16 protein-coding genes and 2 pseudogenes are annotated in these 13,621 nt (G+C 35.4%); 9 read left to right on the forward strand and 9 right to left on the reverse strand.

Translation table 11 applies throughout. The features are described 5' to 3' along the window. Positions 1 to 71 precede the first annotated feature (71 nt). On the forward strand, positions 72 to 308 hold the full coding sequence (locus FJR38_RS15180) for a DUF6737 family protein (RefSeq protein ID WP_168537942.1): 237 nt from the start codon (positions 72 to 74) through the stop codon (positions 306 to 308). Here the strand turns inward: FJR38_RS15180 and FJR38_RS15185 are convergent. Continuing rightward, positions 305 to 1,066, reverse strand: coding sequence for a sodium:calcium antiporter (locus FJR38_RS15185; RefSeq protein ID WP_254449478.1), 762 nt, complete (start codon positions 1,064 to 1,066; stop codon positions 305 to 307). The two genes, FJR38_RS15180 and FJR38_RS15185, sit on opposite strands and share 4 nt — an antisense overlap. A gap of 10 nt (positions 1,067 to 1,076) precedes the next feature. Continuing rightward, complete coding sequence (locus tag FJR38_RS28575) at positions 1,077 to 1,313, reverse strand: hypothetical protein (protein WP_254449479.1); 237 nt, start codon at positions 1,311 to 1,313, stop codon at positions 1,077 to 1,079. A gap of 80 nt (positions 1,314 to 1,393) precedes the next feature. Between FJR38_RS28575 and FJR38_RS15190 the strand changes: the two genes are divergently transcribed. The 5 genes from FJR38_RS15190 (at position 1,394) to FJR38_RS15210 (ending at position 6,547) form a co-directional block, all read left to right on the forward strand. Next, positions 1,394 to 2,107, forward strand: coding sequence for a TIGR04283 family arsenosugar biosynthesis glycosyltransferase (locus FJR38_RS15190; RefSeq protein ID WP_168498993.1), 714 nt, complete (start codon positions 1,394 to 1,396; stop codon positions 2,105 to 2,107). Positions 2,108 to 2,277: 170 nt separating this feature from the next. Next, positions 2,278 to 3,825 (forward strand): mercuric reductase, encoded by a 1,548-nt coding sequence (locus tag FJR38_RS15195; RefSeq protein ID WP_168537944.1) that lies wholly within the window; start codon positions 2,278 to 2,280, stop codon positions 3,823 to 3,825. A 143-nt stretch (positions 3,826 to 3,968) separates the two neighbouring features. Then, positions 3,969 to 4,280, forward strand: a complete 312-nt coding sequence (locus tag FJR38_RS15200; protein WP_168537946.1) for a hypothetical protein — start codon at positions 3,969 to 3,971, stop codon at positions 4,278 to 4,280. Next, positions 4,277 to 4,708: a type II toxin-antitoxin system VapC family toxin gene (locus FJR38_RS15205; RefSeq protein WP_168498938.1), complete on the forward strand. Its 432-nt coding sequence runs from the start codon at positions 4,277 to 4,279 to the stop codon at positions 4,706 to 4,708. Before FJR38_RS15200 ends, FJR38_RS15205 begins: the two co-directional genes overlap by 4 nt. A gap of 276 nt (positions 4,709 to 4,984) precedes the next feature. Beyond that, positions 4,985 to 6,547, forward strand: coding sequence for a nuclease-related domain-containing DEAD/DEAH box helicase (locus FJR38_RS15210; RefSeq protein WP_168537948.1), 1,563 nt, complete (start codon positions 4,985 to 4,987; stop codon positions 6,545 to 6,547). A 22-nt stretch (positions 6,548 to 6,569) separates the two neighbouring features. Here FJR38_RS15210 and FJR38_RS15215 read toward each other — a convergent pair whose 3' ends face one another. From FJR38_RS15215 to FJR38_RS15225, 3 genes are all read right to left on the reverse strand, one after another. Next, positions 6,570 to 8,288, reverse strand: a complete 1,719-nt coding sequence (locus tag FJR38_RS15215; protein WP_168537950.1) for an RNA-directed DNA polymerase — start codon at positions 8,286 to 8,288, stop codon at positions 6,570 to 6,572. A 186-nt stretch (positions 8,289 to 8,474) separates the two neighbouring features. Beyond that, positions 8,475 to 8,870, reverse strand: a complete 396-nt coding sequence (locus FJR38_RS15220; RefSeq protein WP_168537952.1) for a Uma2 family endonuclease — start codon at positions 8,868 to 8,870, stop codon at positions 8,475 to 8,477. 73 nt (positions 8,871 to 8,943) lie between these two features. Beyond that, a complete protein-coding gene (locus tag FJR38_RS15225; protein ID WP_168496439.1) occupies positions 8,944 to 10,146 on the reverse strand; it encodes a phosphoglycerate kinase in 1,203 nt (400 codons plus the stop codon). Between the two features lie 88 nt (positions 10,147 to 10,234). Here FJR38_RS15225 and FJR38_RS15230 point away from each other — a divergent pair, with 88 nt between their 5' ends. Together FJR38_RS15230 and FJR38_RS15235 are read left to right on the forward strand one after the other, a co-directional pair. After that, positions 10,235 to 10,642, forward strand: coding sequence for a universal stress protein (locus FJR38_RS15230; RefSeq protein WP_168496441.1), 408 nt, complete (start codon positions 10,235 to 10,237; stop codon positions 10,640 to 10,642). Between the two features lie 77 nt (positions 10,643 to 10,719). Then, a pseudogene (locus FJR38_RS15235) lies at positions 10,720 to 10,905 on the forward strand (hypothetical protein); the annotation flags it as partial. 66 nt (positions 10,906 to 10,971) lie between these two features. Here FJR38_RS15235 and FJR38_RS15240 read toward each other — a convergent pair. From FJR38_RS15240 to FJR38_RS15255, 4 genes are all read right to left on the reverse strand, one after another. After that, complete coding sequence (locus tag FJR38_RS15240; protein WP_168537954.1) at positions 10,972 to 11,232, reverse strand: Txe/YoeB family addiction module toxin; 261 nt, start codon at positions 11,230 to 11,232, stop codon at positions 10,972 to 10,974. Then, the gene (locus tag FJR38_RS15245; protein ID WP_168496445.1) at positions 11,229 to 11,483 is read right to left on the reverse strand and encodes a type II toxin-antitoxin system Phd/YefM family antitoxin; all 255 of its coding nucleotides are present in this window, start codon (positions 11,481 to 11,483) and stop codon (positions 11,229 to 11,231) included. Before FJR38_RS15245 ends, FJR38_RS15240 begins: the two co-directional genes overlap by 4 nt. 65 nt (positions 11,484 to 11,548) lie before the next feature. After that, positions 11,549 to 11,728, reverse strand: coding sequence for a type II toxin-antitoxin system HicA family toxin (locus tag FJR38_RS15250; RefSeq protein WP_168537956.1), 180 nt, complete (start codon positions 11,726 to 11,728; stop codon positions 11,549 to 11,551). Beyond that, complete coding sequence (locus FJR38_RS15255) at positions 11,725 to 11,943, reverse strand: type II toxin-antitoxin system HicB family antitoxin (protein WP_168537958.1); 219 nt, start codon at positions 11,941 to 11,943, stop codon at positions 11,725 to 11,727. The genes FJR38_RS15250 and FJR38_RS15255 overlap by 4 nt, the downstream gene beginning before the upstream one ends. Before the next feature lie 650 nt (positions 11,944 to 12,593). Between FJR38_RS15255 and ftsH2 the strand changes: the two are divergent. Continuing rightward, a pseudogene (ftsH2, locus tag FJR38_RS15260) lies at positions 12,594 to 13,621 on the forward strand (ATP-dependent zinc metalloprotease FtsH2); the annotation flags it as partial.

A 13,621-nucleotide genomic window follows, 5' to 3' on the forward strand; every position in this document is an offset into this window, starting at 1 on the left:
TAAATCCTTGCTTTGCGTTTTTGCTTTCTTTTCACTCCTGCATTCATAAACATCAAATTTTTAACATAAAAATGTCTGAACAAGAAACAATTAGCCCTTGGAAATATAAACCTTGGTGGTGTCAGCCTTGGTCAATTATCCTCACATCTGCGACATTAATTAGTGGTAGTTGGTTAATATTTAAAACTGTTTGGCTGACAGTTTTAGTCTCTATTCCGTTATTAATTTGGATGGGGTTTTTTCTATTAATTTGGCCACAGATGATGATTCGTAGTGGCGTTTTAGATAATGTAGAAAAGCATCCTTAAAATATATTCCGATAAATCACATACATCCCACTAACATAGAGAGCAATCAGAGTTAATCCATCCCAAGTAATGTACATTCGTGAACCGCTGACGGCGTGGTAAATCAGCCCAGTAATTGCGACTGAAGTCATAATCATAGCTAGAATGGTAGTAAATATATGTATCTGACTGATATTTAACCAGAGACTACCTTGTAAATACACAAAATCATAAAAGCCTAGAATGGCTAAATTAGTGATATTAGAGCCGAAAACGTTGGATACGGCTAAATCAACGGCATTGAGTCGGACAGCAGCTAAGGATGCAACTACTTCCGGTAGTGAAGTAGCTGTAGCTAAGAGAATTGCACCAATAAAGCTTTCCCCCAGTCCAGTTACCGCTGCAACTTGATCACCTAAATACGCCAGCCATATACCTAAAATTACAATCATTACTGAGAGGAAAATAAACTTCAGATATGCTTGTTTTGAGGTAATATGTCGGTATTGAAAAGCCTCAATTTCTTCCTCTAGCACTTGTGCGCGGCGTTTTATCTCAAATTTAGCAATCATACGGGCGCTCAAAAAGTAGAGCAAGAATAGTATGATACTGGGAATCCCCACCCATCCGATAGTTAAATTTATTTCTGTTTTGGCGACGAGTATTCCCCCAGCAGTTACACCTAGCATGGCACAGCCCAAACTAGCTGCTAATCCATGACTAATTTGCGCTCGCTGTAGCACGGGGTCAGGACCGTTGTAAATATCGAGTAATGCCAAAATGAGTAAATTAAAGAGACAACTGCCTAAGATGCCCCCCTACAGCTAAGTCTGGGGAGTTAAACATCACTATGGCACTTGTTCCTGTAGCTAATTCAGGCAAAGATGTGACACCTGCTAAGAGGATTGTCCCGACCCAAGTCCGTCCTAGTCCGGTTTTTTCTGCTAAGATATCGGCACTTTGGGAAAGCTTTGAACCGATAAAAATTACTAAGGCAATACAGATAATAACTTGAAGAAGTAGCATAGTTATGTTGGTTTCAATATCGTTGGATGTGGAACAAAATTTTCACATTTTCTTGTTTGTTTAAAATTCTTTTAGTGATGATGACAGAAATTATAAATCAAAATCGTAACCCGGTTCAAATTTCTATTATTATTCCGACTCTCAATGAAGCGGATAATCTTAAAGAAGCAGTTAGTAGTATTCAATCTAGTACCAATGTAGAAATAATTATAGTTGATGGTGGTTCAGAAGATGAAACATTATCCATAGCTAAATTTTTAGATGTCAAAGTAATTATTTCTCCTCCCGGACGTGCTAATCAAATGAATGCTGGTGCTGAAGTTGCTAGTGGGGAAATTCTGCTGTTTCTCCATGCGGATACTCGCTTACCGACAAATTTTGAGCAGATGATTCGGACGACGTTAGCAAAACCGGGAATTGTTGCTGGTGCGTTTGCTTTGCGGATAGATGCACCTAATTGGGGATTGCGTTTGGTGGAATGGGGGGTAAAATGGCGATCGCACCTTTGGCAAATGCCCTATGGTGATCAAGCGATTTTTCTAACTAAGGAGGTATTCCAAACAGTTGGTAATTTCCCAGAAATGCCGATTATGGAAGATTTTGAACTGATGAGAAAATTAAAATCTCTGGGAAAAATTTATTTATTACCAACACCTGTAATTACCTCTCCTCGGAGATGGTTAAATAAAGGAATTTTACAAACTACTATTTTAAATCAAATTATTGTGATTGCTTATTTTTTGGGTGTTTCTCCAAATCGCATTCGTAATTGGTATCGGCAGAAAAAAGTCTAGAATTTTAACTTTCATTTTTGCAAAAATAGATATTGCTTGAGAACAGGAATCTATAATTTTAGGGAATTTGTTAAATATAAAACCGACAACTTTTTGATAATCATGTATTTATAAGTAAAGATAACAGAATCAAAATATACTTTATCCTTGACAATTCAGAGGGAATACTAATGCCAACTTCAGAATTTACAAGAGTTACAATTCGTCCCATGGATGAGTATAATCAAAAATTACTCAAGAATGTTCATCCAGATAACTGGATTAATCCCCAACCTGCCGATTGTTATGATTTGGTAATAATTGGTGGAGGAACTGCGGGTTTAGTTGTAGCTGCGGGGGCTGCGGGTTTGGATTTAGGTTTGAAAATAGCATTAATTGAAAAACATCTCATGGGAGGAGATTGTTTAAATGTTGGTTGTATCCCTTCTAAATGTTTAATTCGTTCGTCCCGTGTAGTTGAAGAAATCAGGAAAGCGAAGGATTTAGGTATTAATATTTCCCAGCAATTTGATGTTGATTTCGCCACAGTGATGGGTAGAATGCGGCGCATTAGAGCTAGTATTAGTCATCAGGATTCAGTCGAAAGATTTAAAAATTTAGGAGTTGATGTTTTTTTAGGGGATGGTAAATTTACCAGCAATAATACTGTAGAAGTTGCCGAACAAACCTTGAATTTTAAAAAAGCTGTAATTGCTACTGGTGCTAGGGCTGCTAAACCAAAAATTCGAGGCATTGAAGAGGTAGGTTATTTAACTAATGAAACGGTTTTTTCTTTAATTCAAAAACCGAAAAAGTTAGCAGTTATTGGCGGCGGTCCAATTGGCTGTGAGTTGGCACAGACATTTCAACGGTTAGGTTGTGAGGTAACATTATTTCATCGTGGTTCACATATTTTAAATAAGGAAGATACAGAAGCAGCAACAATTCTGCAAAAAGTTTTGATTGATGAAGGGATTCGTTTGGTGCTGAATTGTCAGTTAGAAGAAGTAGTCACAGTTACAGAAGGAAAACGGCTATATTTTTCTGTGAATAGCGATCGCGATTCGGTTACAGTAGATGAAATTCTAGTAGGTGCAGGACGTACGCCAAATGTGGAAAATTTGAATTTAGAAACAGTGGGAGTAGAATATGATCAAACTTTGGGGGTGAAAGTGAATGATTATTTGCAAACTACAAATCCCAAAATTTACGCCGCTGGTGATATCTGCATGGATTGGAAATTTACCCATGCGGCAGATGCTGCGGCGCGAATTGTGATTAAAAATGCCCTACTTTCGCCTTTTGGTTGGGGACGATCTCAACTAAGTAGTTTAGTGATGCCTTGGGTAACATATACCAGTCCAGAAATTGCCCATGTAGGAATGTATGAAAATGAGGCGAAAAAATTAGGTATAGAAATAGAAACTATTAAGATTCCTTTTAGAAGTATAGATCGAGCGATCGCTGATCATGAAGAATCTGGTTTTTTGAAAATTCATCACAAAAAAGGATCAGATCAAATCCTCGGTGCAACCATAGTTGCTAATCATGCTGGTGAGATGATTTCCGAAATTACGACTGCTATTGTCAATAAAATTGGTCTTAATAAACTTAGTAGTGTTATTCATCCTTACCCAACCCAAGCAGAAGCGATTAAAAAAGCCGCAGATACTTACCGCAAGACTCTACTCACATCAGGAAATAAGCAATTGTTAGGATTTTTAAGAAAGTTTTCTTAAATTAGGAATGAGGGATTGGGGGAATTAAACTTCATCCTTCACCCTATTAATTACGCATCATCCAATGTATGCTACAATGAAGCTCAGTTTAGTTAAATTCTAGCTTAAAAGAAATTAATATTACTACTGGAGTTTGATTAAGTATGCTAAACCAATCTATTGCCGGAATGACTTTACAGGATTTAGAATCATTGATCAATAGACTTGTTGACGAAAAAATTAATCAGATTAATCTTGATAAAGATCACAAAATAGAACAAACTGAGAGTGTTCAAAACATAGACATTTTGCCAGAATATATTGAAACGTCTAATCCTTTTGTTCAATTTAATGGTATTTTCAAAGACGATCCACTTTTTGATGAGTTTGTTGAAGAAATGGCTAAAAATCGCCGTGAATTAGATGCAGAAATAGCTGTTTATGAAGCTTCTTTAGAGGAGAACCAAACAGCGTGAGCAGATATATTCTTGATACTAATATTGTGACTCTTTCTCAACACGGAAATTCTAATATTGCTCAACGCGCCAAAGTTGTGGGAATTAACAATATATTTATTACAACTGTTACCCTGGAAGAACAATTAAAAGGTAGATTAGCAGTTATTAGTAAATCTGCTACTAAACCAGAATTGTTACCAATTGCTTACCAAAATTTGCAAGTGACTCAACGTTATTTCTGTAGTGTGAATTTATTGGAATTTAATCAAGAATGCTGCGAATGTTTTAAAAAACTGCGTCAGCAAAAAATCAATATAGGTACACAAGATTTAAGAATAGCTGCCATAGCATTAGTTAATGATGCAATTTTAGTCACTCAAAATTACCAAGATTTTATCAAAGTTCCTGATTTAAAAATGGAAGATTGGACTGTAAATATAATGTAAATATAAAGTTGGATTGAATTAAAGACAAAGCCAAAAACTTCATCCTTCATTCCTATTAATTATGCTTCATCTAAAGCTGCAATACCAGGTAAAACCTTACCTTCCAACAACTCCAAATTCCTTCGGTCCAGTAAGGGATACGAGATGCTAGCGTCCCCGCAGCAAATCTATTTACACTTAGTCTTAACTATACATATTGTATGATACCTGATAAGATACAGGAAGAATTCTTATATTGAGAATTCGTCAATTATCCTAACGGAGAAGTAAATAGTTATGGCAAGAATGATTCCTGCAAAGTTATCCTCAACAACAAATAGTTATGCGGAAAAGAAGCTATTTGAAATTTTTGAAAAAGACCTCAGTGATGATTATATAGTTTTTCATGGAACTTGGTGGCAACACATCAAATATATTGTTCAAGATAGAGAAGCTGACTTTATCATTCTTCATCCTGATAAGGGAATACTAATAATAGAGGCAAAAGGTGGAATTATTGAGTATGATCCAGTTAACAAAGTTTGGTATACAAATAACAAAAAATTGAAAATCTCTCCATTTCAACAAGCCAAGGAAATTAAATATAAATTTTTAGATTTCCTCAAAAAATATCAAGAATTTGAAAAGAAGGATTTTTGTATTGGACAATGCGTTGCTTTTCCTGATCTTGATGAAGAGGAAGATGGACTTCCTTCTGAAGCACCAAAAGAAATACTACTATTACGTCCTCAACTAAAAAATATTAGCAGTTGGATATCTTCTATATTTGATTATTATTCACAAGGTAAAGTGATACCATTAGGAGAAAATAGAAAACAATTAATTATTAATCTCATATCTCCCAGCACCAAGTTCAAAAAGTATATTGGTAATGATATTGGTGAAATTAAAGAAGAAATACGTCAACTAACAGAAAAACAATTCAATATACTGAATAATCTTTGTTTACAAAATAAGTCAATTATTTTAGGATGTGCTGGTTCAGGAAAAACTCAATTAGCTATAGAAAAAGCTAGAAGGTTGTGTCAACATAAGGAAAGAACTCTTGTAATTTGTAAATCTAATCACCTTTCACTTTATCTACAAGCCTCTTTACAAGATGAAATCCAAACAGGGTACTGTGTAGTTTGTAATTATGAACAAATTAAAGAACAAAATTCTGAAATTAAATTAGAATTTGCAGCAATAATTGTTGATGAAGGACAAGACTTTGAATATCAAGAAATTCATGAATTAAATAATTTGATACCTGACGATGGTATATTTTACATATTTCAAGATAGTAATCAAAATATTTCCAAAAATGCAAATAACTACGCACTCCCTATATCTCCTAGTGTTTTAGATGAGAACTGTCGAAACACTGAACAAATATTTGAATATGCAAAACCATTTGTAAAATGTAGTCATCAAATAAAAAGTTCATTCATTAATGGTAGAGATGTTAGAAAACTAATGTATAAAGACAAAAATGACGCGGTTAGAATGCTGGAAGAAGATATTTTAACTTTAGTGAATAATGAGAATGTTCTTCCTAATCAAATTGTTGTCTTAACTGATATTTATCCACCTGCTAAGTCTGTGCTTGCAGGTTATTCACATATTAACCAGTTTGATTTCAAGCAGTATTCATTCTCTACTCAAGACCAAAATACTATTCAGTGGTCAAATATAGGAATGTTCAAGGGACTGGAAAATGATGTCATAATCGCATTTTTTGAAAAGACTAAAACCTTAATTCCTAGTAATTGGGATATTACAAACAAATATATTGGTGCAACAAGAGCAAGAAGCCTTCTTATTATTTATGAATTTCCTGATCCAGAAATTGATTTTTAATGTGAATTTAAAGGTTCTTAAATTACTGAAAAATATACCATTCTGATTCATTTTCTTTTTCATTTTCTTCCAAAATTTCTTCAAAAGATACTAAAGGAGGAGAACCTTTAAAACATAAAGTTCCAATCTGATAAACAGCTTCTCTGATTGGTTCAGGTATGGGACGTTTTAAGTTTTTTGATACAAAATCTTGTACCTGCCTATGATCTTTAAAAAGTAAATAGTAAGCATATATACAATTTAATTGTAATGCTATACAACTAATTTTCATTAATTTAGTTATATGTTCAATCATTCTCTCTTTTAGTTTTGGTCTTGTAGATATTCTTTCTATATAGGTTAATGCTCCTTTGCGTGGATTAACCAGATGATGAATAATTCTAGTCTTGATAAATATATTGACAAACTCATCATCAAATACAGTAAAAAGAGACTTAAGACTAATTATTTGAACATCATTACTATAATTTAGAAATGAAAACTTTACAAATAACCAAGAGTATAATTTCCAATGTTTTGGATAAATCTTAGACAATTCATGTAGCAAGTGTATATAATTACTAAATACTTGAGCTTCTAGTTTTGCACCTAATTTAATTTCATTCAAAAACTCACAAAATATTTTTGCTTTTTCCTCATTATTAATATCTTCTAATGTTTTAAATACTGTTTGATACCCAGAAGAATATAATTGTTCTTCTTGTAGACTTAAGTTTCCTGAATCAATTTCTTCAATTATAGCTGTTTTATCTAGCTTCTTTTTTTGCTTGGCTTCATCATATTCCTCCTCATCAAATGGCATTAGAGAAACTCCTTTTCTCTTTGATTCTTCAATAAATTCAATTATTTTTTCTTGAGCTTCTATAATCTTGGTTTTTGAAGCGTTTAAATTTACTCCTATTTTTAGGAGAAATTCTTGTAATATGATTGATGCTTTTATTGCATCAGTTTTATTATTAGTAAAAATCCGAAAATCATCTACATACCTTCCGAATTTGATGCCTAAATTGAATAATGCTTCATCAGCTTCATTAAGAAATATATTGGCTATAAATCCTTCTGCTTCATTTCCTATCGGTATTCCTTGACTATTCTGTGTTTCGCTTAATTTACCATCTACAATTGAGTAGTAGCAAAGTTTAAACTTTAAGGTTTTACTAAAAAGAAGCATGAAATGCGTATCTCTTGCTATATTGATTTGTTTTGAAATTGCTGAGAGCAAGTATTCGTGAGAGATAGAATCATAAAAAGATGATATATCAGTTTTAAACAGACAAGTGCTATTTTTCACTTGAGCTAATTGCCAATTTATAAATTCTTTAAACCCATCATAGTAATGCTGGTACAAGCGTCCCTTTAAGTTCTTCTGCCTTTCACTATTTTTCTCAAGACGATATGAAAAGCAATTTTGAACAAATGTAAAATCTAATAATTCAGCTAAAACAGATACAAAAATAAATTTAATTACTAAATCCCTGAAGGGAGTATGTATCATCCTCCTAAAGAACATATCTGACTTTGGCAGATAGAATGAGAATGCTGTTTCTGCATCATAGCAATTTGGATTTTCAAAAGCTAATTCAATTTCTTTAAATAACTTTTCTTTATTTTGTCTGTAGTAATCTATTTCAATAAAATTACAGTATGAATCGTGCGTAATTCTGTATGATATAGCGTACACATAAGCTTTTTCAAACACTTCTCTCTTTCTTATCTGCTCAATTAAAAAATTCTTATTCATTCAATTATCCATATTAAAATTTATTTTTTTGTTTCTTAGAGGATGTCTGAAAAGTTTTTAGTGTATAAATCAAACCCTCTCCAAACCTCTCCCATGCAAGGGTAGAGGCTTTGAAAACCCAATGTCCATCTACCTGTCTAACAGCCAACTCTCTATGAGTTAGTTTATTGTTTTAAATGAAGAGCATTATTCTTTATCGTCAAAATTCACATCTTGATAAATGTCAACTAAACTAATTTCAAAATCAAGATGTTGCAACTTAACAAGATAATTTTCAGATTTATATTCTCGAAAAATCCATTCTCCCTCATTAGTTTTGCTATAGTGCATCACTTGATATTGATTTTGTTCCACTAAAACATATTCTTTAAATTGGGGAATAGAACGATAACGATATTTTTTTCCTCTAATAACATATAATAAAGATGATGCAAAATTAAGCGCGATTTGATTATGATTTGTCGTGCCACCAGTCATAGGAATAATTTCTCCATCGCGATATTCGCTTTTATAAAGTGCTTTTTCTTCTAATTCTAAATATTCTTCAGGGGTGTAAATATGTTTGCGAGTTTGTACTTGCATATTGTTTTCCTTAATTTGGTTAATTGCAGAGAATGAAGGACAAAGCCAAAAACTTTATCCTTCATACTTTCAATTATGCTTCATCCAAAGCTGCAATACCAGGTAAAACCTTACCTTCTAGCAACTCCAAACTAGCACCACCACCGGTAGAAATATGGCTCATTTGATCAGCCAAACCTACCTTTTCTACAGCGGCTACAGAGTCACCACCACCGATAATGGTTGTTGTGCCGGTTTTGCCGATTTCTGCTAAAGTATGTGCGATCGCTTCTGTACCCGCAGCAAATTTATCAAACTCAAACACACCCATTGGACCATTCCAAATCACAGTCTTACAATCAGCCAAAGCCGCTTGGAAAACCTTGATAGAATCGGGACCAATATCTAAACCCATACCATCGGCAGGGATATTTTCAATGCTGACAGTAGTAGCATTAGCATCAGGCGCAAACTTATCTGCGGAGACAATATCTGTAGGTAGCAACAAAGCCACACCACGTTCTTTAGCCTTAGCTTCCAAAGCCTTAGCTAATTCCAGCTTATCTTCTTCTACCAAAGACTTACCAACACTCAAACCACGGGCTTTATAGAAGGTAAAAATCATCCCTCCGCCAATGATCAACTTATCGCACTTTTCTAACAGGGTTTCAATTACGCCGATTTTGCTAGAAACCTTAGAACCGCCGATAATAGCCGCCAAAGGACGCTTAGGTTCTTCAATTGCACTTTGTAAGTATTGCAATTCCTTCTCAACCAAGTAACCAGCCACAGAAGGACTGAGAAACTTAGTTACACCCTCAGTAGAAGCATGGGCGCGGTGTGCAGTACCAAACGCATCATTTACATAAAAATCAGCATTTGCAGCCAATTTCTTCGCAAATTCAGGTTCGTTCTTTTCTTCTTCCTTGTAGAAGCGGACATTTTCCAACAACAGCACTTGGCCATTTTGCAAAGCGCCAACTTTGGCAGCTACATCATCACCTATACAGTCATCAGTCTTGACAACTTCTTGTCCCAACAACTCAGAAAGGCGTTTAGCAACAGGTGTTAAACGTAATTTATCATCTACTCCCTTGGGACGGCCAAAATGACTTGCTAAAATGACCTTAGCTCCCTTTTGGGTTAAATCCTTAATTGTTGGTAGCGCCGCCCGAATCCGGGTATCATCGGTAATGTTGCCTTGATCATCCACAGGCACGTTAAAATCAACCCGTACCAAAGCGCGTTTTCCAGATATATCAGCCGCAGATAAACTTGCTAAACTTTTTTTCGACACAGCCAAATTCTCCTGATTGTCTTTTTGTTATTGTTTTGAAAGTATGTCCATCAAGATTTTACCGGAGTGAGGTGTGTCCAGGTGAGATATGTTTAAAACAGTTTTATTTCCAATTGATCAAAGTCGTGAAGCACGAGAAGCTGCTGACCTAGTTACTAAGGTTGTGCAGCAGTTTAGTAGCCGTCTAGTATTGCTGTCAGTTGTCGAAGAACCAGCCCCAGACGCACCTGCTGAAGATGCAATGATGTCTCCAGAAGCCGTTGCGAAACTACTGGAAAATGCCCAAGCCTTATTTCAGCAACAAGGCATCAAAGCGGAAGTCATAGAGAAACAAGGCAACCCTGCTTTTACTATCTGTGATGTTGCTGATGAGGTGGGGGCAGATTTAATTATTATGGGCTGTCGCGGGTTAGGGCTAACTGATGAAGGTCTAACTGATAGTGTTACAAATCGGGTGATTAATCTTTCACCCTGTCCTGTATTGATTGTTCCTTGATATTAGAAATAAGGAGTCAGTAGGGGTAAAAATTCCTCTCCCTTCCAGGGGGAGGAGATCAAGGAGTGGGGTATAACGCTCGTGAAACCAAAACCGTCATTAAACAAAATATTAGTTTAGCAGTAATTCCCAACTTAGCCGCATTAGGACTAGCCGCAACCGTCGGAATGCACCCATTAGCAGCGACAGTAGTACATAATGGGTCAGCTATAGCAGCAGGTTTAAATGGTTTACGTCCATTGATGCACAAAGATGAAGAATAGGGAACAGTGATTTTCTATCTGCGTTTATCTGCGTTTATCTGCGTTCAATAAATTAGGATTAATCATTTATTTTTGATAGTGAAATCTACAGGAAATAATCGTTAATTCTGCTTCAGAAATTTCATAAACTAACCGATGTTCAGAATCAATTCGTCTTGACCAATATCCTGATAAATTTGCTTTTAAAGGTTCTGGTTTACTAATACCTTCAAAGGGATTTCTAATAATGTCTTTAATGAGTAAATTCACTCTTTTTAAGAGTTTTTTATCATTTTCTTGTAGCCAAAGATAATCTGACCAAGAGGCTTCAGTAAAAGTAATGTTCATGGATCAATTAATTCTTTCACTGATTTTTTGCCTGATTTGGCTTGTTTAATAGATTCCATCAAATGTTCAGCATTAGCTGGATTTGATAATAAATATAATGTTTCTTGCCAAGAATTGAATTCATCTAAAGACATTAAAACTGCTTGTTGTCCTTGATCATTACAAACAATAGTTGGTTCTACATCAAGAATAACTCTATTAATGAGTTCATCTAATTGGTGTTTGGCTTGGTTGCTTGTAATTGCTTTCATTTTTAACCTTTTAGATTTATATTAAAGATAGCATAGATTAATAAGAATTTTTTGGTAAAGAAGCACTATTCAGCATTTAAGTTTTTAAGAATTTTCTGGGCTAAAAATTCCTTAATTTCTGTATGTCTTGGTACAGCCTCAATGACACCTGTTTGAGGATTAATCCATAAAGAATGAGAACAACCTTCTCGTTTTAGGTAACAACCTGCTTGTATTAACCTTTTTTCTAATTCTTTACGTTTCATGGAATTAAAATTGTTTCTTCTATCGCATCTTCTGTGAGTCCCCTGCGGATATCTGCCATACGATCTTCAATAATCAATTGAATAGCAAGTTTCAAGTTTTCTTTCGCTTCCTCAATAGTTTCACCTTGACCATTAGCACCAGAAATTTCTGGACAAATTGCCCAGTATCCTCCTTCCGTTGCTCTCTCAATGATGGCTGTTAACTCTGCTTTCATAGCAATTTCCAAAAGAAGTCTACTATATTTTAAACGATGATTAAGTAGGTAGATGCTAATCAACCCAACTATGTAATGAACTGTAAATTACCCAAAACTCTTGGGATTGCTTCGTTCCACTCGCAATGACATAGTTATAAGTTTTCCCACCTACCTACTTAGTTACAATATCAGCGATCGCACTATCACCCATCACGAAAAATCTCTCTAAAACTCTTACCTTCGCTTATTCGTTTCTATGCCTTCGGCACGCTACGCGAACGTGGTTCAATTTCCATATTTTTGCATTTTAATAAAGCTTAAAGCATAGTTAACCTTTAATGCTATTTATAAACACAGATAAACGCAGATAAAGAAAAATAAATGAATTTGGTGATCCTGTGCAGTCCAGCATAAAATTAGTATTAGAGATAGCAAAATATAAATTAGTCCCAAATCCTTACTGTGTATGACTTTGGGAATATTTAACATTTAATTTTTAATTTTTAATTGGTATTAGTATGAGAATTAGGTTAAATTTAATTAAGATTCTAGACAAACTTCATGGATCTGCCATAAGCAAACCGACGTTTTATGGCTCAAATTACAAAATGGATTTATAAACATCCGTTACAAAAGCAGTCATATTAGTATCTAGAGGCAAATTAAAGATGAAATTCTCTTGGAGAGTCGTAGCACTCTGGTCAGTGCTGGCTTTAGTAATTGGCTTTTTCTTTTGGCAAGGCGCTTTCGCAGGCGCTCCTGCGGACATGAGTAAAAATGCCGCTAACACCCGTATGACCTATGGTCGCTTTCTAGAATACTTGGACGCAGACCGCGTTACCAATGTGGATCTTTACGATGGTGGTAGAACCGCAATTATCGAAGCTAATGACCAAGACATTGAAAACCGCACTCAACGCTGGCGGGTAGATTTGCCGATAAATGCTCCTGAATTAATTCAAAAGCTCAAACAGAAGCAAGTTAGTTTTGATGCCCATCCCATGCGAAATGATGGGGCAATCTGGGGACTTTTGGGTAATTTAATCTTCCCAGTTTCATTGATTACAGGATTGTTCTTTTTGTTCCGTCGTTCTAATAATCTTCCCGGCGGTCCTGGACAAGCGATGAACTTCGGCAAATCCCGCGCTCGTTTCCAAATGGAAGCGAAAACTGGGGTAAAGTTTGACGATGTGGCGGGAATTGAAGAAGCCAAGGAAGAATTACAAGAAGTTGTCACTTTCCTGAAACAACCTGAAAAATTTACTGCTGTTGGGGCGCGGATTCCCAAGGGTGTGCTGTTAGTTGGACCTCCAGGAACTGGTAAAACTTTACTAGCAAAAGCGATCGCTGGTGAAGCAGGTGTTCCCTTCTTTAGTATTTCCGGTTCAGAATTTGTAGAAATGTTCGTGGGTGTGGGTGCGTCCCGTGTCCGTGATTTGTTCAAGAAAGCTAAAGATAACGCTCCCTGTATCATCTTTATTGATGAAATTGACGCAGTAGGTCGTCAACGGGGTGCAGGTATCGGTGGTGGTAATGATGAACGAGAACAAACCCTCAACCAACTATTAACAGAAATGGATGGTTTTGAAGGCAATACCGGGATTATTATTATTGCGGCTACTAACCGTCCTGATGTCCTCGATGCAGCTTTATTGCGTCCCGGTCGTTTTGATAGACAAGTACAGGTAGATGCTCC

The sequence above is a fragment of the Anabaena sp. UHCC 0253 genome (genome assembly GCF_009712085.1).
GTDB lineage: Bacteria > Cyanobacteriota > Cyanobacteriia > Cyanobacteriales > Nostocaceae > Dolichospermum.